Source organism: Microbacterium sp. SS28 (assembly GCF_022761035.1).
GTDB lineage: Bacteria > Actinomycetota > Actinomycetes > Actinomycetales > Microbacteriaceae > Microbacterium.
Genome location: NZ_JAKWJP010000004.1, coordinates 1 through 19,788, shown reverse-complemented (window position 1 = coordinate 19,788; position 19,788 = coordinate 1). Strand labels below are relative to the sequence as shown.

Here is a 19,788-nt window from a genome sequence, read left to right as displayed (position 1 = left end):
GCGACCATGGCTTCATGGCAGCGACGCTCGAGGACGTGCGGACGATCGCGCTCGCCCTTCCCGAGGCTGCGGAGGTGGTGGACGGTCATCGCGGCGGTGCGGCCTGGCGCACGCGTGCTGGGCTCTTCGTCTGGGAGCGCGGGCCGAGCAAGACCGATGTGGCGGCCCTCGCGGCGCTCGGCCGTACCTGGCCGGACGGGCCGGTCGTCGGCGTGCGTACCGATGGGCTCGACGGCAAGCAGGCGCTGCTCGAGACCTTCCCCGCCGAGTTCTTCACGATCCCGCACTTCGACGGCTACCCCGCCGTGCTCGTCCGGCTGGACGCGATCGACCAGGATCTGCTGCGCGAGGTCGTGACGGATGCCTGGCTCCTCCGCGCGCCGAAGCGCGTCGCGCAGGAGTGGCTCGCGGCGCACCCGCCGCGAGAGGGTTAGCCGAGCGCCTTGGCCGCCGCCTGCGTCGCGACGGTCGCGGGATGGGGTTTGGCATGTGCCGCGACGAACGCGTCGTAATCGGCCCGCGAGAGATCGGCGTAGGCGTACGCCCACTCGAGGATCGCCTCCCCGACGATGCGCCCGTTGCCGATGTAGCCCGCAACCTGCGCTGCGTGCGGTGACTGGGAGTGGGCGCGCGCGAGGACGGTGGCACAGGACTCTGCGTACTGCCGGAAGGGCGTGTCCTCGAGCTCATTCATCTCGATGCCGCCCTTCATGTCGTTGAACTGCCGCACGTAGAAGTCGCCGGCGAATGCCTTGAGGTGGCCCAGGAACGGATCCGACACGGCCTGGAGGATGCGCTGGAGGGCGACGACGCGCCCTCCCTCGCCCTGCTCTGCGACGAACTCGGCCACCGCCGGTGGTTGTTCGATGCCGCCGTACTCCTCGAGGACGCTTCGCCCGGCCTGCTTGCCCTGCAGGATCAGCGCGTTCGCATCGCCGTCCTGAAGAAGGATGAGTGTGCACAGCGTCCCCACACTGCCGACACCCACGACCCGCATCGCGATGTCGGAGAGCACGTACTGGCGCAGCACGAGGCGCACATCGACGTTCGCAGACTCCAGGTACTTGAGCATGTTGTCGTGCAGACGCCCCTCGATCTCGGGCGTCGTGTGCGTCATGGTCGGCGGGCGTTCGACGAAGAGCAGCCGTCCATCCTCGCTGAGCGTCGTGAGCTTGCGCGCCGCCCGCTCTCCGGTCCGCTTCTCGGCCTCCTTGATGGCGGCGCGCATCGTCCGCTGAGACTCCGAGTCCATGGCCTTCAGCCCGGACTCGGCGTCGAAGTGCTCGAAGAAGCGCTGGACGCTGCTGCGGTCCGCGTTCGCCGCCATCGCGCGGGCATATGTCCGCACGGCGGCGAGCGCGGCGGTCTGGACGACGTCGTCGTCGCGCGAGGTGGCCTGCCCCGCGATCACGACGCTCGTCACGAGGCGCTTGAGATCCCATTCCCACGGGGCGAAGGCCGCTTCGTCGAAGTCGTTCAGATCGAACATCAGGGTGCGCTGCGGTGAGGCGAAGAACCCGAAGTTCGACACGTGCGCGTCGCCGCAGGACGCGACCAGGATTCCGCTGTGCGGGTCGGCCGCGAGATCGGCGGCCTGGATGGCCGCAGTGCCGCGATAGAAGGCGAAGGGACTCGCCGACATGCGCTCGACGCGCAGGGGCACGAGCTCCTGCATGCGCGTCGCGTTCTGCGCCTCGAGGATGCTGAGGGGGTCGCGGTCTGTGGTCGTCAAGTGCGCGAGTCCGCTTCGCGGCGCCGCCTCTCGGGCGGCTTTGCCTTCGGCCAGCCGTTCCGCGACGGTGGATGGGCGGCTCCACTCGAGCGCGGAGATGTAGTTGGCCTCGGTCATGCGCACATCATGCCACCGGCCCGCGCGGACGGCGATGGGCTCCGAGCCGGGCCCGGCTCCGGTCATTCGGCTCGGGTGACGCCCCGGCGATGCACCGTCGGCGGCCGCGCGGTCGCCTCTAGAGTGCACCCATGGCTCGCTCGCGGCTGACGATGACCCGGTGGGAGTCGCTGACCCACTGGCCGCTCATCGTCGCGTCGATGCTGTGGCTCGTCGCCTATTCGTGGAAGGTCATCGCGGACGTCCACGGCCCGAGCGCCGTCGTCCTGTGGACCGTCATCGCGCTCACCTACGCCGCGTTCGTCGTCGACTACCTCGTCCGGCTCACGCTCGGGCGCCCCCGCGCCGCGTGGTTCCGGACTCATCTGCTCGACCTCGCGATCGTCGTGATCCCGATGCTCCGCGCGCTGCGGCTGCTGCGGGTGCTGACGGCCATGACGTTCGGCAAGCAGACCGCCGGCACGGTGCTGCGCAGCCGCATCGCGATCTACGGCGCCGGCGCGTCGCTCCTGGTCATCTACCTGTGCTCGCTCGCGGTGCTCGATGTCGAGCGCCGCGCGCCGGGCGCCAACATCGAGACCTTCGGAGACTCGATCTGGTGGGCGTTCGTGACGGTCGCGACCGTCGGCTACGGCGACTACTACCCCATCACGACGATCGGGCGGATGTGGGCGGTCGGGCTCATGGCGGGCGGCATCGCGATCGTCGGCACCGTGACGGCGACGGTGTCGTCGTGGGTCATCGAGAAGGCGGCGCAGGGTCGCGACGACGACGAGGCCGCCACACGCGGTCAGGTCCGCGGCCTCATCCAGCAGGTCGACGAGCTCAAGCAGCTGCTCGCACAGGGGGAGAAGAACTCATGACCACCGCATCTCCGGTCGCCGGCGCGCGGGCGGCCGCGCCGAGCGAGCGCACGCTCGAGTCGATCGCCCTCGCGGTCGGCGTCGCCTCGTTCATCGTCGTCGCGCTCGTCGCCGTCATCGCCTTCCGCTTCCAGCCCGCGCCGATCGCGGGACCGAACTCGGTCGGGCAGTTCGCCGCCGTCACCTCGGCGCTCGTCGCGGTCGTCGCCTTCGCCGGCGGGCGCATGCTCGCGGGCGGCGTGCGGCCCGGCATCCTGGACATCGTCGACCTCGTGGCACTCTCGTTCGCCCACGCCGTCATCGCGCTGCTGAGCTGGACCCTCGTCTCGGTCATCTTCGAGCAGGCCTTCATCGGCGCCGAGGTCTTCGCGATCCCCGTCATCCTGCTCTCCGGCGCGGTCGCCGCCGTCACGGGGTACGTCGCGTTCTTCTCGGGGACCCACATCGACCTGCAGCTGCTCGCCGTGATCCTCGCGACGTTCCTCGTCGAGGGCATCGTCGCGAGCATGCTGACGGCCTCGGATCCGCTGTGGTGGCAGGAGCACCTGAGCTCGCTCGGCGTGACAGGCGACGTCTCGTCGCTCGCCTTCAACCTCACGCTCATCGTCGCGGGCGTCCTGGTGACGACGCTCGCGCGGGCCGCGACCGCCGGCATCCCGACGGATCATCCGAAGGGCGTCGCGCGCGTGCGCCTGTCGCTCATCCTCGTGGGCGTGTTCCTCGCGTTCGTGGGCGTCTTCCCCGTCGACGACTGGTTCTGGATCCACACCGCCTTCGCGTCCGGCATGGCTGTCGTCTACGGAGTCCTCGTCGTCCGGCTGCCGGTCTGGATTACCGGGATGTCGCGCTTCTTCGTCTACCTCGGCTGGGTCTTCCTCGCCGTCGTGGTCGCGCTCGGCGTCTTCTACGCGATCGGCTACTACACCCTGACGGCCGTCGAGCTGGTCGCCGGGACCCTCGTCTTCACGTGGATCATCCTCTTCATCCGCAGCGCCGCGGCCCTGCAGGAAGACCTGCGTCCGCAGGAGTGAGGATGCCGCGCCTGCACGGCGTCCGGCAGGATGGGGGCGGAATCACGAAGGAGAAGGCATGACGAACGCGACCGCCAGTCCCGCGAGCCCCGGCATCCGCACGCTGCTGCTGATGTCGGTCCCCGCCGTGCTCATCGGCGTCGGCTCCGCCGTCGTGCTGCGGCTGCTCGACCTCGTGTCGGACGAGCTCATGCATTTCCTCTGGGACTACCTGCCCGGCCTGTTCGGCGCGACCCAGAGCACGCCGTGGTGGATCTTCCTCGCGCTGACCCTCACAGGTGCCGCCGTCGGCGCCATCGTGTGGCTCGTGCCCGGCCATGGCGGTCCCGACTCGGCGACGACCGAGCTCGGCGGGACGCCGCCCAAGCTCCACGCCGTGCCGACGATCCTCGCGGTGTCGATCCTCGGGCTCGCGGGCGGCGTGAGTCTCGGCCCCGAGAATCCCACGATCGCCGTGAACTCGGCTCTCGCGGTCGCCGTGTTCGGCCGGCTCTCGACCAAGGTCCCGCCCGCTCTGCTGGTCATGCTCGCCGTGTCGGGCACGATCGGCGCCCTCTTCGGCACGCCGGTGGCCGCGGCGCTCGTCTTCACGGGCATGGTCGGCGCCATGGCGATGCCGGGTTCGCTGTGGGACAAGCTGTTCCTTCCCCTCGCTGCGGCGGGCGCCGGCTCGGTCACGATGATGCTCATCGGCGGCCAGTCGATCGGGTTCACCCTCGAACCCATCGGGGACTACCAGTGGAGCTTCCTGTGGCAGGGCGTGCTCGTCGCGGGGGTCTCGGCACTGCTCGGAGTCCTCGCCGCGTTCGTGTTCCCGCACATCCACCGCCTCTTCCACGCGCTGCGCAATCCGATCATCTTCACGACGCTCGGCGGCATGATCCTGGGCGTGCTCGGCATCATCGGCGGTCCCATCACCCTCTTCAAGGGGCTGCAGCAGACGGGCGAGCTCCTCGAGAACCCCGACGCGTACACACCGCAGCAGCTGGCGCTGTTCACGGCGGTCAAGATCGTGGCGCTCCTCATCGCGGCGAGCGCGGGCTTCCGCGGAGGGCGCATCTTCCCCGCCGTCTTCATCGGCACGGCGTTCGGGCTGCTCGCCTACTCACTCGTCCCCGGCATGCCGATCTCGCTCGCCGTCGCGTGCGGCGTCCTCGGAATCACCCTCGCAGCGACGAAGGACGGCTGGATCGCGATCTTCGTCGGGGTCGCGCTGTGCGGCGACGTCACGGTGATCCCGCTGCTCTGCATCATCATCCTTCCGGTCTGGCTCATCGTGACCAAGGCGCCCGAGCTCGTCGTGCACCCGAGCGAGCCGAAGTCGGTTTCGGCGGCGAAGCCCTAGCTCAGACGCTGTCGGACGGCACGAGCGGCGGCAGTCCGGGATCGCTCGTCACGGTGCTGTCGACCCCCGCGGCGACGAGGGCCGACGTCACGGCGCGCACGACGGCTGCCGTCACGGTGAGGCCGACGGTCGGTGCGTGCCAGTACAGGACCCGCGCCGTGAGGCGCTCGGGCGAGATCGAGACGGCTGCCGTGAAGGCCGGCTTGGTCTGATCGACGCCGGGGACGGATGCCGCTGCCTCGGCGATGAGCGCGAGAAGCTCCTCCGCCTCACCGCCGCCGCGCTCCGCCCGCACCTGCACTTCACTTCGGCGCAGGCCCGCCGTCGAGTGGTTGACGATGGGCTCCTGGACCATCTTCGCGTTGGGGACGTGGATGGTGCGGCCGTCGTAGGTCTCGAGCACGACCGTGCGCGAGTTGAGGTCGGTCACGACGCCGATCGTCGGCGTCCCGTCGACCCCCTCGACCTGGAGCTCGTCGCCGAGTACGAGGGGACGGCTCGCCTGGATCACGACCCCCGCCGCGAAGTTGTCGGCGACCCCGCGCAGCACGAGCACCGCGACGACCGCGAGCACTACCGCGATCGCGAGGAGCGGCTGCATGTTGACGCCGAGCACCGCGAGCGCGACGGCGACCGACAGCAGCACGATCGCGTAGGACACGAAGCGCGCGATGAAGGTCGTCACGAGCTCCGAGACGCTCGGAGCGCGCCGAAGGAGGACGATCGTCGCCTTGCGTGCGACGCGGGAGAGGATCCAGCCGGCGATGACGACGACCACGGCGAGCAGCACCTGCCACCACTCGACGGAGGTCGGAAGCACCTGACTCAGATCCACGCGCTCACGATAGCGACGCGGCCGGGCGCGCCCCCGGTGCCTCGCCGCAACGCGCGGCTAGCCTTGCGCGCGTGAAGCACTCGCGCCCGTCCGCCACGCCCGTGCCGGCGCCCGCGGCTCCCGTCCTCCCGCCGATGCTGCGGATCCTGCTGGGCCTCGCGGCGGCGGTCATCGTGCTCGCAGGACTGTCCTACGCGCGCGAATGGGTGGGCCCGCTCGTGCTCGGTGCCGTCATCGTCATCATCTGCCACCCCGTCCGCTTCCCGCTCGAGCGCCGTGGCTGGCCGCGGTGGGCCGCGACGACGGCCGTCATCGTCGTGGGGTACCTCATCCTCGGCATCATGGCGGCGCTGCTCTTCTTCGCAGGCGTGCAGTTCGCGCGGCTCGTCGGGGACTACCAGGACGAGCTGCGGGCGGCGGCGCAGAACCTGCTGGGTCTGCTCCAGTCGCTCGGCGTGGAGTCCGGGGCCGCCGACGCCGGGGCATCCCTCCTCCAGCCCCAGACGATCCTGTCGTTCGCGACGTCGCTCGGGGGCACCGTCCTCGGGGTGCTCACGGCGTTCTTCTTCGTCCTCGCATACGTCATCTTCATGGCGGCGGACGGGTCGCGCTATGCGCGGGCCGAGGCATCCTTCGGTCGGCAGATCCGCCCCACGGTGCGCCGGTTCCAGGTCTACAACTCGGGCGTCCGGCGGTACTACGTCGTGAACGCGACCTTCGGCGCGATCGTCGCGATCATCGACGGGCTGGCCCTGTGGGCGCTCGGCGTTCCGGCGCCGGCGGTCTGGGCGATCCTCGCGTTCGTGACCAACTTCGTCCCGAACATCGGCTTCGTCCTGGGGCTCATCCCGCCCGCGCTGCTGGCCCTCGTCGTCGGAGGCTGGCCCCTCATGCTCGCGGTCGTCGCGATCTACTGCGTCGTCAACGTGACGCTGCAGGTGCTCGTGCAGCCCAAGTTCGTGAGCGACGCGGTGGCCCTGAGCCTCACCCTGAGCTTCTTCTCGGTCATCTTCTGGACCTTCGTCATCGGGCCGCTCGGCGCGATCCTCTCGATCCCGCTGACGCTCCTCGTGCGCGCGCTCATCCTCGAGAGTGATCCGCGCGCGGTGTGGCTGCGATGGCTGTCGGGCGATCACGACGCTGCGCCGCTGCGCGACGGCAAGCCTCCAGAGCCCGCGGACTGATTCTTTCTTCGGACGATTCCACCGCATTCGGATGGATGCGCGCGAGACGTCCGAATGCGGTGCAATCGTCCTGGAAGGCGTGGGAGGGATGCCGCGCGGCGCGGTTGCTTCGGGATGCCGCGGCCGATCGTCAGGCCGTCGGCGGGTCGATCCGCAGGACCGTGGGCGACTCGCCGATCGTGAGGTCCTCGGCGACGCGGACCGTGCGGGCAAGGTCGTCGACGCTGCCGATGATCGTGCCGAACCGCTCGCGATCGGAGCAGACGGCCGTCACGGTCAGGAAGTGCGAGCCGGTGTCCCACGTGTAGGTCGCGAAGGGGGGCGTGCGCTCATCGCGGGGGAGCGGCATCGCGAGCTTCTCGCCCACCCCGAGGTGCGGATTGCGGAACGACTCGGTGTCGTCGTACTCCATCGGCATCGAGGCGCGCGCGGCCCGCAGCTGGGATGTCGCCTCCTGCACCTGCGCCATGACGACGACGAGCTCGGGGTCGGCCTTCCACACCCACACGAGCACGCGCCCCGCGGCGCGCTTGATAAGGAACGGCGCCGCCTGGCTCATGCTCCACGCGAGGAATCCGCTGCCCGGCTTCTCGGTCGAGCCGAGCGCGCGATTCGCCTGCGTCAGCAGCATCCGGATCGCGGCCTTGCGGTGCCGGCGTCCCTTGAAGCCGAGCGAATCGGTCACCGGCACCCAGAGCGTCGGGTCGGCGTCGGCGCGCAGTGTCGTCATGCCTCCAGGCTACGTGCGGAGGCTGGAAGGGAGGTTTCGATACGGGCGCCTGCGGCGGCCTACTCGACCTGGACCCGCGAGGCGCGTCTAGTTGAGGGCGGAGGTCAGCCGCGCGACGCCGTCGTAGAAGGTGGCCGAGCGCGGCTCGCGGCGCCACTCCTCGAGGGTCAGCTCGCGCCCGGCGTCGCGGTAGCCCTGCTCCACTGCGCGCATGTCCGCGACGAAGGACTCGCCGCGCACGAGCACCGAGACCTCGGCGTTGAGGCTGAAGGAGCGGATGTCCATGTTGCTCGAGCCGATGACGGCGATGTCGTCGTCGATCGAGAAGTGCTTCGAGTGCAGGATGTACGGCGCGGGGTACAGGAAGATCCGCACCCCCGCCTCGAGCAGCACGCTGTAGTACGACCGCTGCGCGTGCCCGACGAGCCACTGGTCCGCGACCTCCGACACGAAGAGCTGCACCTCGAGCCCCCGCTCGCACGCCGACGTGATGGCGTAGACCATGGCCTCGTCCGGCACGAAGTAGGGGCTGGTCAGGATCACCTTCTCGGTCGCTCCGTAGATGAGCGCGAGGAACAGGCGCAGGTTGTTCTCGGTGCTGTAGGTCGGGCCGCTCGGCAGCACCTGGCACAGCAGGTCTCCCTTGGCGGGCATCGTCTCGACCGCGACGTACTCGTCGGAGAGCTGATGGCCGGTCTCGATGAGCCAGTCCGAGAGGAAGACGACGTTGAGGGCGGATGCCGCGGGCCCTTCGACGCGCGTCACGAGCTCCTGCCACTTGAGGCCCCGCTTGATGTTCTTGGGGGAGTCGTAGCTGCGGTCGATGAGGTTCTGCGAGCCGGTGAAGGCGACAGTGCCGTCGACGACGACGATCTTTCGGTGGTTGCGCAGGTCGGGCCGCTGGTACTTGCCCTTGAAGGGCTCGACGGGCAGCATCCACGCCCAGTCGACGCCGATGCGGTCGAGCTCCGCCGTCATCTCCTTAGAGTTCGGCACCTTCCGCGTCGCGATGTAGTCGGCGAGCAGGCGCACCGTCACACCGCGCTTCACGGCGTTCTCCATCGCGGTGAAGAACGGGCGCGTCGTGTCGTCGAAGCCGATGATGAAGAACTCGACGTGCACGAAGCGCTGGGCCAGGTCGACTTCCTGCGCCATCTGCAGGATCGAGCCGTTGTAATCCCCGTTGAGTGTCATCGCGTTGCCGTGGAGGGCCGGGATGCCGGTGAGCTGCTCCGCCTGTTCGAGCACCCGCTGGAACCATCGCGGCTCGTCGGCGTGCGGCGAGTCGAGCCGAGCGAGGGCGACCCGCTCCTTGATCCGCTCGTCGATGCGGGCCTGCGCCTCCATGCGCGACTTCGGCAGCTTGATGCTCCCGATGACGAGGAAGAGCAGGATGCCGAGATAGGGGAGCAGGAAGATCGCGAGCAGCCAGGCCATCGCGGCCGTGGGCTTGCGGCGCTTGGGGAGGATGAGGAGGGCCGCGACGATGATCGCGAAGTTCACCAGGACGCCGGCGAGCCAGATGAGGTTCACGGTCAGGGTCGGTTCCATGGCGGATCTCCCGATGCCGGGGCAGGGCGCGTTTCCCCCGCCGCTCTCGGAACGCTACCGCCTGGGAGCCGGAGCGCGGTCACCCCGGCCGGGTGAGCGCCGATTCGAGCGTCGTCGCCTCCCGCGCGGGACCTGGCCCTAGAGTGGCGCCATGAGCGAACCGACGCCGTCTGCCGACGCCTCCACGCGTCAGCCCGAGCCGGCCGTCGTCGAGGCCGCACCGATCCCCGGCGTCCTCGCCGAGCCCGCGGTCCTGAGTCTCGATACGGGGCTCCGCGCGCGCATCCTCGCGACGCTCGACCGGCCTCTCATCGTCGGGTTCGCGGCGACCCTCGGAGTGCTTCTGGCGCTGCTGATCGGCGGCGCGATGCTCTCGATCTCGACGATCCTCGTCTACATCGTGCTGGCGCTCTTCCTCGCGCTCGGCCTCGACCCCATCGTCCGCATGCTCGAGCGCCACAATGTCAAGCGCGGCGCGGGGATCGGTATCGTGTTCGGCGCGTTCGCGCTGCTCATGGTCGCCTTCCTCGTCTTCGTGCTGCCGCCCGTCATCGCGCAGATCGTGCAGTTCTTCGTCGAGCTGCCCAAGGCGGTCGAAGAGATCCCGCAGTCGGACTGGTTCCTGGGCCTGCCCGCGGAGTGGCAGGTCGGACTCGGCGCGGCGCTCGACCAGCTCGCGCTCTCACTGTCCGACCCCGCGTTCCTCGCTGCCATCGGCGGCGGCGTCCTCGCCGTCGGCGCCGGCATCGTGGCCGCGATCTCGGGTGGCTTCATCGTGGTGGCGCTCACCCTCTACTTCCTGGCATCACTCACGGCGATGAAGGGTGCGCTCTACGCGCTGGCTCCGGCGCGCAACCGCCCCAAGCTCTCGGACCTCACCGAGCGGATCACCGGCTCGGTCGGCAGCGCCCTCATCGGCGGCGTCATCCTCTCATCGATCAACGCGGTCGTCGTGTTCGGCCTGCACTGGGTGATCGGCCTGCCGTTCGCGGCGCTCATGGCGGTCATCGCGTTCGTCATCACGCTCATCCCGCTCTTCGGCTCCGTCATCTTCTGGATCCTCGCGTCGATCGTCGCGCTGTTCTCGAGCCCGCAGCAGGCGCTCATCTTCTTCATCGCGTACCTCGTCTACATCCAGATCGAGTCGTACGTCGTGAGCCCCCGCGTCATGAACAAGGCGATCGAGATCCCGGCGGCGCTCGTGCTCATCGCTGCGCTCGTCGGCGGCACGCTGCTCGGCGTGCTCGGCGTGCTCATCGCGCTGCCGATCACGGCATCCATCCTCCTGATCATCCGCGAGGTCGTCGTCCCCAAGCAGGACCTCAAGATCTGAGGCGTCGCGGCGGCAGGCCGAGCGCGGATCCGCGTCGCTCGGAGGGGCTCCGGTAGAGTGGACGAGCGCCAGCCCACCCACCGGCGCGCCGCAGAGATAGGCAGCCACCCATCCCGTGACTCCCCCCGCGACCCCCGATTCCCCCGCCGCACAGTCGGCCGATCGAGACGCCCGTTCGCTCACCGTCCTCATCGGCGCCGACACGTTCGCGCCCGACGTCAACGGCGCCGCGCGGTTCGCCGAGCGGCTCGCTGCGGGTCTCGCCGCACGCGGACACGACGTGCACATCGTCGCGCCGAGCGTCGGGCACCGCAATCACGGCCGCTTCCGCGAGGTCATCGACGGCGAGGAGATGACGGTCCACCGTCTGCCGGCGTTCCGCTGGCGTCCGCACGAGTGGCTCCGCTACGTCTTGCCGTTCCGCTCGAAGTTCTACGCCCGTCGTGTGCTCGCCGACGTGCAGCCCGACGTCGTGCACAGTCAGTCGCACATCATCATCGGCCGCGGCTTCACGCGCATCGCGCGCGAGCGCGGCATCCCGGTCGTCGCGACGAACCATGTCATGGCCGAGAACATCATCGACCACACGTCGATGCCGGCGTTCATCGACAAGCTCGTGCTCAAGCTCGCGTGGGACGACGCGCGCCGCACGTTCGAGATGTCTCGCGCCGTGACGACGCCGACGCGCCGCGCCGCGGAGTTCCTCGAGAAGACGATCGACATCGAGGGCGTCCTCCCGATCAGCTGCGGCATCCGCAAGGCGAACTACACGCCCGATCTCGCTCCCCGGCCGCATCGCCGGGTGCTCTCCGTCGGCCGCCTCACGACCGAGAAGCATGTCGACGTCACGCTGCAGGCGATCGCGAAGCTCGCGCGCGACCTCGACGTCGTCTTCGAGATCGTGGGCGGCGGCGATCAGCGTCGTCATCTCGAGCAGGTCGCGCACCAGCTGGGGATCGCCGACCGCGTGACGTTCCTCGGCAAGATCGAAGAGGACGAGCTGCGCGCCGCCTACACGCGCGCGGACGTCTTCGCGATCGCGTCGATCGCCGAGCTGCAGTCCATCGCCACGATGGAGGCCATGGCGTCGGGACTCCCCATCGTCGCGGCCAATGCTGTCGCCCTGCCGCACCTCGTGCAGAACGGCGGGAACGGGTATCTCTTCGAGCCGGGCAGCGTCGACGACCTCGCCGACAAGCTCCGCCGCGTGCTGACCGCCTCGCCCGACGAATACCTGCGCATGCAGCAGGCGTCGCTCGACGGCGTCGAGATCCACGACATCGAAAAGACGCTCGACACGTTCGAGAAGCTCTACCGCGGCGAACCGCTCGACTCCTGACATGCGTCTGCTCTTCGACGCGCGGTACATCCGCACCGACTTCCACGACGGCATCAGCCGCTATTCGGCGGAGCTCGCGGCGGCCGTGTGGGCCGCGGCATCCCGTCGCGACGTCGAGGTCTCGTTCGTGATCTGCGACGACGCGCAGCGCGCGCTGCTCCCCGAGGGCGCGCCGGTCATCGTGATCAACCCCCCGACGTCGCTGCGCGAGCCGCTCGCCTCTCGGCTCCTCAATCGCCACCGACCCGATGTCGTCTTCTCGCCGATGCAGACGCTGGGGTCGAGGGGGCGGCGCTTCCGGCTGATCCTCACGCTGCACGACACGATCTACTACCGGCACCGCACTCCGCCGAAGAACCTGCCGTGGTACGTGCGGCTGGGGTGGCGGCTGTTCCACCTGTCGTACGTGCCGCAGCGGCTCACGCTGAACGGCGCCGACGTCGTCGCGACGGTGAGCCGGACGAGCGCCGACCAGTTCGCGGCAGTGCGCCTCACGAAGCGGCCCGTCGTCGTGATCCCCAACGCTCCGCAGCGCCTCGCGGAGCAGCTGCCGGCGGGCATCTCGGTCGTCCCGGGCGCCGAGAACCTCGTCTACATGGGCTCGTTCATGCCGTACAAGAACGTCGAGACGCTCGTGCGCGCGATGCGCGACCTGCCGGGGCGCACGCTGCACCTGCTCTCGCGCATCTCGGACTCCCGCCGTGCCGAGCTCGAGGCACTCGTGCCCGCGGGCGCGTCGGTCGTCTTCCACGGCGGCGTCACCGACGCCGAATACGCGGCGCTCCTCGCCGATCGGGCCGTGCTCGTCTCGGCATCGCTCGACGAGGGCTACGGACTGCCGCTCGCCGAAGCGCTCGAGCTGGGCGTGCCGGTGGTCGCCACCGACATGCCGATCTTCCGGGAGGTCGCGGGCGGCGGCGCGCTCTATGCCCCGGCGACGGATGCCGCGGCCTTCGCCGCCGCCGTGCGCTCGCTCGACGACCCCGCGCTGCACGCCGAGCTCGTCGCGACCGGTGCCGCGCACATCGCGCGGTTCACGTGGACGCGCTCGGCCGACATCCTGCTCGAGACCGCGGCGGGGCTCGCGAAGAGCTGAGCCGCCGCGGTCGGAGCGCGGCCTCAGCGGTGCGCGGGCTCGAGCCGGCGGACGCCGGCGTCGGGTGCGGAGGAGTCGACGCGCGCGGCGTCGACCTTCCACAGGGTCTGGCCGATCTGGGGCCTGTCGTCGGAGGCGGAACGGTCAGGGAGGCGCGACCAGTCGGTCGGCGTGCGTCGGTAGCCGTCCGTGCGGAGGGCGGCGACCGTCGCGGCGATCGCGAAGATCGAGAGCGCTGCAAGAAGAATCACCATGAACATGGCAGTCACGCTACGCTTGCACCAGAACTGCCACGAGTGGCAGGATGGACATCGACAGTATGAAAACTGCCACACCGATTCGGAGCCGTTCGGCGGGAGGAGTTCCAGATGCGCACCGTCGCCGTCATCGTGCAGGAGGGTTTTGCCCCCTTCGAGTTCGGACTCGCCTGCGAGGCGTTCGGCCTCGATCGGTCGGATGACGGCATCCCGTCCTTCGACTTCCGGATCGTCGCGGCCGAGCCCGGCGCGATCGCCTCGAACCTCGCGTTCTCGATCAACGTCGAGCACGACCTGGCCTTCGCCGAAGAGGCCGACCTCGTCGTCGTGACGCCGATCCCGCGGAAGACGTGGGGCACCGTCGACCCGCGCGTCACCGACGTCGTGCGCCGCGCCGTCGACCGTGGGGCCTGGGTGCTGAGCGTGTGCAGCGGGTCGTTCGTGATCGCGGCGTCCGGTGTGCTCGACGGCCGCCGTGCGACGACGCACTGGATGTACGCCGAGACGATGCAGCGCATGTATCCCTCGATCGACGTCGACCCCGACGTCCTCTACGTGCAGGACGGCCGCATCATCACGAGCGCAGGCACGGCCGCGGGTCTCGACGCGTGCCTGCACCTGCTGCGGCAGGAGCTTGGCGCCGAACTCACGAACAAGATCGCGCGGCGCATGGTCGTGCCGCCGCAGCGCGACGGAGGGCAGGCGCAGTTCATCGACAAGCCCCTCCCGGCCGCGCAGAGCCTGTCGCTCGCGCCTGTGACCGACTGGATGCTCGACAACCTCCGCCTCGAGCTCACCGTCGACCAGCTCGCCGCGAAGGCGCACATGTCGCCCCGCACCTTCGCCCGCCGGTTCAAGGCCGACCACGGCGCGACGCCCGCCGCGTGGCTCGCGCGTCAGCGCATCATCCATGCGCAGCGGCTGCTCGAGAAGACCGATCTGGGTCTCGACCGCATCGCGTACGAGAGCGGCTTCGGCTCGGCCGCCGTCCTGCGCCAGAACTTCGCCCGCGTGCTCGACACGACCCCCACGGCCTATCGGGCCCGGTTCGCGTGCCACGAGGAGTCGATGGAGGCTCCCGTCCGCGTGCTCGAGCCGGTCGCCTGATCGCGGGGCGAGCCGCGCCTCCCGGCGACTCGCAGAATCGGCTGCCGCGTGTGGGGCGGTCGCTCGACGACCGGGTGCGGGGCCGCATTGCCGCGGCATCCGTCACTTGCTAAACTTGAGCCAAGACGACTCAACTTTTCAGGAGATGCATGAACGCCACCCAGCAGCCCGGACAGGAGGATGCCCGCAGCGCCCTCGAGCAGTTCGGGATCAACCTCACCGACCGCGCGCGGCAGGGCAAGCTCGACCCCGTCATCGGCCGTGACAGCGAGATCCGGCGCGTGAGCCAGGTGCTGACCCGCCGCACGAAGAACAACCCGGTCCTGATCGGCGAGCCCGGCGTCGGCAAGACCGCCGTCGTCGAGGGGCTCGCTCAGCGCATCGTCGCGGGCGATGTCGCTGAGTCGCTCAAGGACAAGGAGCTCGTGACCCTCGACATCTCGGCGCTCGTCGCCGGCGCGATGTACCGCGGGCAGTTCGAGGAGCGCCTCAAGAGCGTCCTCAAGGAGATCACCGAGTCCGAAGGGCGCGTCATCACGTTCATCGACGAGCTGCACGTGCTGATGGGCGCCGGCGGCGGCGAGGGCTCGGTCGCGGCGTCGAACATGCTCAAGCCCATGCTCGCCCGGGGCGAGCTGCGCCTCATCGGCGCCACGACGCTCAACGAGTACCGCGAGTTCATCGAGAAGGATGCCGCGCTCGAGCGCCGCTTCCAGCAGGTGTACGTCGGCGAACCGTCGGTCGAAGACACCGTCGCGATCCTGCGCGGGCTCAAGGGCCGCTACGAGGCCCACCACGGCGTGACGATCGGCGACGGCGCGCTCGTGGCCGCGGCATCCCTCTCGCAGCGATACATCCCGAGCCGGCAGCTGCCCGACAAGGCGATCGACCTCATCGACGAGGCGATGAGCCGCCTCAAGATGGAGATCGACTCGAGCCCGCTCGAGATCGACCAGCTGCGCCGCCGCCTCGACCGCATGCACCTCGAGGAGCTCGCCCTCAAGAAGGAGAAGGACGACGCGTCGAAGGAGCGACTCGCGAAGCTGCGCGAGCAGATGGCCGACGTCGAGACCGACCTGGCGGGGCTCGAGTCGCGGTGGGAGCGCGAGCGCGCGGGCCTGAAGCGCGTCGGTGAGCTCAAGAAGCGGCTCGACCAGGCGATCATCGACCGCGATCGAGCGCTGCGCGAGGCCGACTACACGCGCGCGTCGAAGCTCGAGTACGAGACGATCAAGCAGCTCGAGCGCGAGATCTCCGAAGCCGAGCAGGCCGAGGCGAGCTCGCCGGAGGAGCGCATGGTGGGCGATCAGGTCACCGAGCAGGACATCGCCGCCGTCATCGCGGCGTGGACCGGCATCCCGGTGGGAAGGCTCCTTCAGGGCGAGACCGAGAAGCTGCTGCACCTCGAGACCGAGCTCGGCCGACGCCTCATCGGGCAGAAGGAGGCCGTGAAGGCCGTATCCGACGCCGTGCGCCGCTCGCGCGCGGGCATCAGCGACCCGAACCGGCCGACCGGCTCGTTCCTCTTCCTCGGGCCGACGGGCGTCGGCAAGACCGAGCTCGCGAAGGCGCTCGCCGAGTTCCTCTTCGACGACGAGCACGCCATGGTGCGCATCGACATGTCGGAGTACGGCGAGAAGCACACAGTCTCGCGGCTCGTCGGCGCCCCTCCCGGCTACATCGGCTACGAGCAGGGCGGGCAGCTGACCGAAGCCGTCCGCCGGCGGCCGTACAGCGTCGTGCTCCTCGACGAGGTCGAGAAGGCGCATCCCGAGGTCTTCGACGTCCTCCTGCAGGTCATGGACGACGGCCGGCTGACGGACGGCCAGGGCCGCACGGTCGACTTCAAGAACGTCATCCTGATTCTCACGTCGAACCTCGGGTCGCCGATCCTCATCGATCCGACCATCTCATCCGAGCAGAAGCGCGAGCAGGTGCAGGCGCTCGTGCGGCAGGCGTTCAAGCCCGAGTTCGTGAACCGCCTCGACGACATCGTGATCTTCGAGGCGCTCACGCAGGACGACCTCGCGCAGATCGTCGAGCTCGCCGTCGACGCGCTGCAGCGGCGGCTGCTCGACCGCCGGCTGACGCTCGCCGTGACGCCCGAGGCGCGCACGTGGCTCGCGGAGCGCGGCTACGATCCCGTCTTCGGCGCGCGGCCGCTGCGCCGGCTCATCCAGTCCGAGATCCAGAACCGGCTCGCGATGGCGCTCCTGTCGGGCGCAGTCCGCGACGGCGATGTCGTGCGGGTGGATGTCGCGGCCGACGGCTCGGACCTCGTGCTGACGAGCGAAGGTGCCGGCGCGGCATCCGATTCGCCCTCCGACGACGATGTGATCGAAGCCGAGCTGCTCGACGACTGAATCGGCGACGACGCGAACGGCCTGTGCGCGGCATCCGCCGGGGCGTGGTCGCCGGGCCGTTCGCGTCGTGCTGGCCAGGATCAGGCGTCGAGGAGGACCGAGTCCGCGATCGGGCGGCGCTGACGCGGGGCGTTCTCGCGGTCGACGATGGCGACGGATGCCGCGGCCGGGTCGCCGAGCGAACCGACGGCGATGATCGTGATGGGCCGGAACCGCTCGTCGAGAGCGAAGGCGGCGCGCACGGCCTCGACGTCGAAGCCGCCGAGCTGGTGCGTGTAGAGCCCGACGGCGTGCGCCTGCACCGTGAAGTGGGCGGCTGCCTGGCCGGCGTCGTAGAGGGCCCACGGCCGCGGCGCGCCCGTCTCGTCGGCGGTCTCGGCGAGGACCGGGATCAGCACCGAGGCGTCGCCCGCCCACGCCTGGTTGAAGCCCGCGAGCGTCACGACGATGGCGGCGTGCGCCTCGCCGCCGCGGCGCGCCACGATGTAGTGCGTGGGCTGCGTGTTCGATGCGGAGGGCGCCCAGCGTGCGGCCTCGAGCGCGCTTGCGAGGGCACCCTCGTCGATCACTGCGGCGGGGTCGAAGATCCGCGTGCTCCAGCGCTCGGCGAGCACGTCCAGGATGGGCGCCTCGGTGGACGCGGTGCGGGTGGCGATGAGCGACATGACGGCTCCGTTCGGGTGGTGTGCATTCCGGCGGGACGACGTCGGCCCTCGACGATCCAACTCCTCGAACCTGAATGCTGTTCCCATGTTTCGCCGCGTTTCGGCCGGTCGCGGGGCGGGGCGGGTGCACGCTCCCGGGTCGCGGAGGGTGCGGGCGCTACGGTCGGAGCATGCGCTTCGCAGCATCCGGCCGGTTCGTGTTCCTCGCCCAGTGGGTCTTCGGGGTGCTCCTGCCCATCTTCTTCTTCCTCGGCCGCGGCTGGGTCGGCGCCGACATCGGCTACCTCGCGATCGTCGGGGTGCTCTACGGCGTCCTGACGATCCTCGCGCTGCTCGTGCCGCCCCTCCTCACGCGCTTCGACCCGGAGGCGCGAGCGCGCAAGTCGACGCGCCTGGGCTACGACATCGCGACGATCGTGCTGTGGCTCACGCTCGTCCTCGGAGCGCTCACGGTGCCCGACTCGGGCGACAGCGGCCACCTCGACTCGGCGCTGACGACGTGGACCGGGATCTCGTACGAGACGTCTGCGGCGATCTTCTACGGCGCCGCGGTCGTCATGGGACTCGCCTACCTCGCGGCCTTCGTGCTCTCGATCGTCGGGATCGTTCGCGGGCGCCGGGTCGCGTCCTAGGCTCCGTTCGATGGCGGCCGTGCGCGCGCTGTGGGGGTCGACCCATCCGGGTCCGACGCTCGTCGTCTCGGCGCTCGCGCTCGCCCTCGGCATCGCCGTCGGACTCGAGCCGTGGCGGCTCGCGCTGCTGACCCTCGCGGTGTTCGCAGGGCAGGTCTCGATCGGCCTGTCCAACGACGCGATCGACGCGCCCCGCGACCGCGCCGTCGGCCGCACCGACAAGCCGATCGCGCGCGGCGACGTCAGCGAGCGACTGGCGTGGGCCAGCGCGATCGGCGCCGTCGCGGTGGCGCTCGCGCTCTCGGGAGCGCTCGGATTCGGGATGCTGGCGGCCCACGCCGTCTTCCTCGCGTCGGCCTGGGCGTACAACGCGGGGCTCAAGGCGACAGCATCCTCGATCGTCCCGTTCCTCGTGAGCTTCGGTATCTTCCCCTCGCTCGCGACCCTCTCGCTGCCCGACCCGAGGATCGCGGCGGGCTGGGGCTGGGTCGCGGGGGCGGCCCTCGGCGCGGCCGTGCATCTCACGAACGTCCTGCCCGACCTCGAAGACGACCGCCGCATGGGCGTGCGCGGCCTGCCCCACCGGCTCGGAGCCCGGGCCTCCGCCGTGCTCGCCGCGGCCGGGATCGTCGTCGGGGCCGTCGCGGTGCTCGTGGGCTCGTCGGGCGGTGCGCTCGCGGATGTCTCGGCCGTGTCGTGGGTGTTCTTCGCGGCCGTCGTCGTCGTCGCGGTCGCGACGGGCGTGCTCGCGCTCGTGCGGCCGCCGACGCGCGCGCTGTTCCGTCTCGTGATGGTCGCGGCGCTGCTGCTCGCGGCCCAGCTCGTCGCGACGGGCGGCGCCGTCGCGGCGTGAGCCGGGGCGCCCCTGTCGTGTTCGGGAACGTCATGGGCGGTCGGCGACAGCCCGCGCTGCGGACGGTTGGCCGCGAGCCGGGGTGTGCGGCCGGGCGGCCGGGCGGCCGGGCGTGGGGTGAGTTCCTGCCGGGTCGCAGCCGGGGAGGCGTCGTGTCTTCACCCCAATCTGGCTGGTCAAGTCTGGGTGGGGTGGGTTCGTGTCGGGTCGTGGGGGTGGATGCGGCATCCACTCACCCCGCTCGCGGAGCGGGCGACGCCGCAGGAGCGGGTCGGACGCCATCACCACCTGAACCCGGGTGCCAAGTCGGGGTGGGGTGAGTTCGTGCCGGGTCGCCGTCGGGGAGGCGTCGTGTCTTCACCCCAACCTGGCTAGTCAGGTCGGGGTGGGGTGAGTTCGTGTCGGGTCGTGGGGGTGGATGCGGCATCCACTCACCCCGCTCGGGCGCAGCGGGCGACGCCTCGGGAGCGGGTCGGACGCGACCACTACCTGAACCCGGGTGCCAAGTCGGGGTGGGGTGAGTTCGTGCCGGGTCGCCGTCGGGGAGGCGTCGTGTCTTCACCCCAACCCGGCTAGTCAAGTCTGGGTGGGGTGAGTTCGTGTCGGGTCATGCGAGTGGATGCGGCATCCACTCACCCCGCTCGGGCGCGACCACCACCTGAACCCGGTCAAGTCCTTTTGAGTGGTGTATCCGGTCGCGTGTGATCCCTCGTGTTGTTATGCGGTGAGGGCGCGGTAGTCGGGTTCGGGGATCT

18 protein-coding genes are annotated in these 19,788 nt (G+C 70.1%); 12 read left to right on the top strand and 6 right to left on the bottom strand.

Going from position 1 to position 19,788, the window contains the following annotated elements:
* Window positions 1-14 precede the first annotated feature (14 nt).
* Window positions 15-434, top strand: a complete 420-nt coding sequence (locus MJ607_RS11810) for an MmcQ/YjbR family DNA-binding protein (RefSeq protein ID WP_243075800.1) — start codon at window positions 15-17, stop codon at window positions 432-434.
* Here MJ607_RS11810 and MJ607_RS11805 read toward each other — a convergent pair.
* Entirely contained in the window at window positions 431-1,849 is a 1,419-nt protein-coding gene (locus tag MJ607_RS11805; RefSeq protein ID WP_243075799.1) for a DUF2252 domain-containing protein, read from the bottom strand. The two genes, MJ607_RS11810 and MJ607_RS11805, sit on opposite strands and share 4 nt — an antisense overlap.
* Window positions 1,850-1,980: 131 nt before the next feature.
* Here MJ607_RS11805 and MJ607_RS11800 point away from each other — a divergent pair, with 131 nt between their 5' ends.
* The 3 genes from MJ607_RS11800 to MJ607_RS11790 are packed head-to-tail and all read left to right on the top strand — an operon-like array spanning window position 1,981 to window position 5,088.
* A complete protein-coding gene (locus MJ607_RS11800) occupies window positions 1,981-2,712 on the top strand; it encodes a potassium channel family protein (RefSeq protein WP_243075798.1) in 732 nt (243 codons plus the stop codon).
* Complete coding sequence (locus tag MJ607_RS11795; RefSeq protein ID WP_243075797.1) at window positions 2,709-3,743, top strand: hypothetical protein; 1,035 nt, start codon at window positions 2,709-2,711, stop codon at window positions 3,741-3,743. The genes MJ607_RS11800 and MJ607_RS11795 overlap by 4 nt, the downstream gene beginning before the upstream one ends.
* Before the next feature lie 58 nt (window positions 3,744-3,801).
* The gene (locus MJ607_RS11790; RefSeq protein WP_243075796.1) at window positions 3,802-5,088 is read left to right on the top strand and encodes an ion channel protein; all 1,287 of its coding nucleotides are present in this window, start codon (window positions 3,802-3,804) and stop codon (window positions 5,086-5,088) included.
* Window position 5,089: 1 nt separating this feature from the next.
* Here the strand turns inward: MJ607_RS11790 and MJ607_RS11785 are convergent, their stop codons facing one another.
* Window positions 5,090-5,923, bottom strand: coding sequence for a mechanosensitive ion channel family protein (locus tag MJ607_RS11785; RefSeq protein WP_243075795.1), 834 nt, complete (start codon window positions 5,921-5,923; stop codon window positions 5,090-5,092).
* Between the two features lie 71 nt (window positions 5,924-5,994).
* On the opposite strand from MJ607_RS11785, the gene MJ607_RS11780 reads away from it, so the two are divergent.
* Complete coding sequence (locus MJ607_RS11780; RefSeq protein WP_243075794.1) at window positions 5,995-7,107, top strand: AI-2E family transporter; 1,113 nt, start codon at window positions 5,995-5,997, stop codon at window positions 7,105-7,107.
* A gap of 130 nt (window positions 7,108-7,237) precedes the next feature.
* Here the strand turns inward: MJ607_RS11780 and MJ607_RS11775 are convergent, their stop codons facing one another.
* The gene (locus tag MJ607_RS11775) at window positions 7,238-7,837 is read right to left on the bottom strand and encodes a hypothetical protein (RefSeq protein ID WP_243075793.1); all 600 of its coding nucleotides are present in this window, start codon (window positions 7,835-7,837) and stop codon (window positions 7,238-7,240) included.
* A gap of 87 nt (window positions 7,838-7,924) precedes the next feature.
* On the bottom strand, window positions 7,925-9,388 hold the full coding sequence (gene cls, locus MJ607_RS11770) for a cardiolipin synthase (protein WP_243075792.1): 1,464 nt from the start codon (window positions 9,386-9,388) through the stop codon (window positions 7,925-7,927).
* A gap of 151 nt (window positions 9,389-9,539) precedes the next feature.
* Between cls and MJ607_RS11765 the strand changes: the two genes are divergently transcribed.
* The 3 genes from MJ607_RS11765 to MJ607_RS11755 all read left to right on the top strand — a co-directional run bounded on the left by MJ607_RS11765 (window position 9,540) and on the right by MJ607_RS11755 (window position 13,156).
* A complete protein-coding gene (locus tag MJ607_RS11765) occupies window positions 9,540-10,721 on the top strand; it encodes an AI-2E family transporter (RefSeq protein WP_243075791.1) in 1,182 nt (393 codons plus the stop codon).
* Between the two features lie 115 nt (window positions 10,722-10,836).
* Window positions 10,837-12,060 carry a glycosyltransferase gene (locus tag MJ607_RS11760; protein WP_243075790.1) on the top strand — a complete coding sequence of 408 codons (1,224 nt, stop codon included), beginning with the start codon at window positions 10,837-10,839 and terminating at the stop codon, window positions 12,058-12,060.
* 1 nt (window position 12,061) lies between these two features.
* The gene (locus tag MJ607_RS11755) at window positions 12,062-13,156 is read left to right on the top strand and encodes a glycosyltransferase (protein ID WP_243075789.1); all 1,095 of its coding nucleotides are present in this window, start codon (window positions 12,062-12,064) and stop codon (window positions 13,154-13,156) included.
* 23 nt (window positions 13,157-13,179) lie between these two features.
* On the opposite strand, the gene MJ607_RS11750 is transcribed toward MJ607_RS11755, so the two are convergent.
* Window positions 13,180-13,416 (bottom strand): hypothetical protein, encoded by a 237-nt coding sequence (locus MJ607_RS11750; RefSeq protein ID WP_243075788.1) that lies wholly within the window; start codon window positions 13,414-13,416, stop codon window positions 13,180-13,182.
* 108 nt (window positions 13,417-13,524) lie between these two features.
* Here MJ607_RS11750 and MJ607_RS11745 point away from each other — a divergent pair, with 108 nt between their 5' ends.
* On the top strand, window positions 13,525-14,520 hold the full coding sequence (locus tag MJ607_RS11745) for a GlxA family transcriptional regulator (RefSeq protein WP_243075787.1): 996 nt from the start codon (window positions 13,525-13,527) through the stop codon (window positions 14,518-14,520).
* Between the two features lie 149 nt (window positions 14,521-14,669).
* On the top strand, window positions 14,670-16,883 hold the full coding sequence (locus tag MJ607_RS11740) for an ATP-dependent Clp protease ATP-binding subunit (protein ID WP_243075786.1): 2,214 nt from the start codon (window positions 14,670-14,672) through the stop codon (window positions 16,881-16,883).
* Window positions 16,884-16,963: 80 nt separating this feature from the next.
* Here MJ607_RS11740 and MJ607_RS11735 read toward each other — a convergent pair whose 3' ends face one another.
* Entirely contained in the window at window positions 16,964-17,548 is a 585-nt protein-coding gene (locus MJ607_RS11735; protein WP_243075785.1) for a nitroreductase family protein, read from the bottom strand.
* Window positions 17,549-17,718: 170 nt separating this feature from the next.
* Here MJ607_RS11735 and MJ607_RS11730 point away from each other — a divergent pair, with 170 nt between their 5' ends.
* Window positions 17,719-18,180 (top strand): hypothetical protein, encoded by a 462-nt coding sequence (locus tag MJ607_RS11730; protein WP_243075784.1) that lies wholly within the window; start codon window positions 17,719-17,721, stop codon window positions 18,178-18,180.
* Between the two features lie 10 nt (window positions 18,181-18,190).
* Window positions 18,191-19,033, top strand: coding sequence for a UbiA family prenyltransferase (locus tag MJ607_RS11725; RefSeq protein ID WP_243075783.1), 843 nt, complete (start codon window positions 18,191-18,193; stop codon window positions 19,031-19,033).
* Window positions 19,034-19,788 lie beyond the last annotated feature (755 nt).

What these genes read in the sequence shown, in the direction of transcription:
- MJ607_RS11810 (WP_243075800.1), top strand. Translation starts at nt 15, where the DNA reads ATGGCAGCGACGCTCGAGGACGTGCGGACGATCGCGCTCGCCCTTCCC.
- MJ607_RS11805 (WP_243075799.1), bottom strand. Translation starts at nt 1,849, where the DNA reads ATGACCGAGGCCAACTACATCTCCGCGCTCGAGTGGAGCCGCCCATCC.
- MJ607_RS11800 (WP_243075798.1), top strand. Translation starts at nt 1,981, where the DNA reads ATGGCTCGCTCGCGGCTGACGATGACCCGGTGGGAGTCGCTGACCCAC.
- MJ607_RS11795 (WP_243075797.1), top strand. Translation starts at nt 2,709, where the DNA reads ATGACCACCGCATCTCCGGTCGCCGGCGCGCGGGCGGCCGCGCCGAGC.
- MJ607_RS11790 (WP_243075796.1), top strand. Translation starts at nt 3,802, where the DNA reads ATGACGAACGCGACCGCCAGTCCCGCGAGCCCCGGCATCCGCACGCTG.
- MJ607_RS11775 (WP_243075793.1), bottom strand. Translation starts at nt 7,837, where the DNA reads ATGACGACACTGCGCGCCGACGCCGACCCGACGCTCTGGGTGCCGGTG.
- cls (WP_243075792.1), bottom strand. Translation starts at nt 9,388, where the DNA reads ATGGAACCGACCCTGACCGTGAACCTCATCTGGCTCGCCGGCGTCCTG.
- MJ607_RS11765 (WP_243075791.1), top strand. Translation starts at nt 9,540, where the DNA reads ATGAGCGAACCGACGCCGTCTGCCGACGCCTCCACGCGTCAGCCCGAG.
- MJ607_RS11755 (WP_243075789.1), top strand. Translation starts at nt 12,062, where the DNA reads ATGCGTCTGCTCTTCGACGCGCGGTACATCCGCACCGACTTCCACGAC.
- MJ607_RS11750 (WP_243075788.1), bottom strand. Translation starts at nt 13,416, where the DNA reads ATGTTCATGGTGATTCTTCTTGCAGCGCTCTCGATCTTCGCGATCGCC.
- MJ607_RS11745 (WP_243075787.1), top strand. Translation starts at nt 13,525, where the DNA reads ATGCGCACCGTCGCCGTCATCGTGCAGGAGGGTTTTGCCCCCTTCGAG.
- MJ607_RS11740 (WP_243075786.1), top strand. Translation starts at nt 14,670, where the DNA reads ATGAACGCCACCCAGCAGCCCGGACAGGAGGATGCCCGCAGCGCCCTC.
- MJ607_RS11735 (WP_243075785.1), bottom strand. Translation starts at nt 17,548, where the DNA reads ATGTCGCTCATCGCCACCCGCACCGCGTCCACCGAGGCGCCCATCCTG.
- MJ607_RS11730 (WP_243075784.1), top strand. Translation starts at nt 17,719, where the DNA reads ATGCGCTTCGCAGCATCCGGCCGGTTCGTGTTCCTCGCCCAGTGGGTC.
- MJ607_RS11725 (WP_243075783.1), top strand. Translation starts at nt 18,191, where the DNA reads ATGGCGGCCGTGCGCGCGCTGTGGGGGTCGACCCATCCGGGTCCGACG.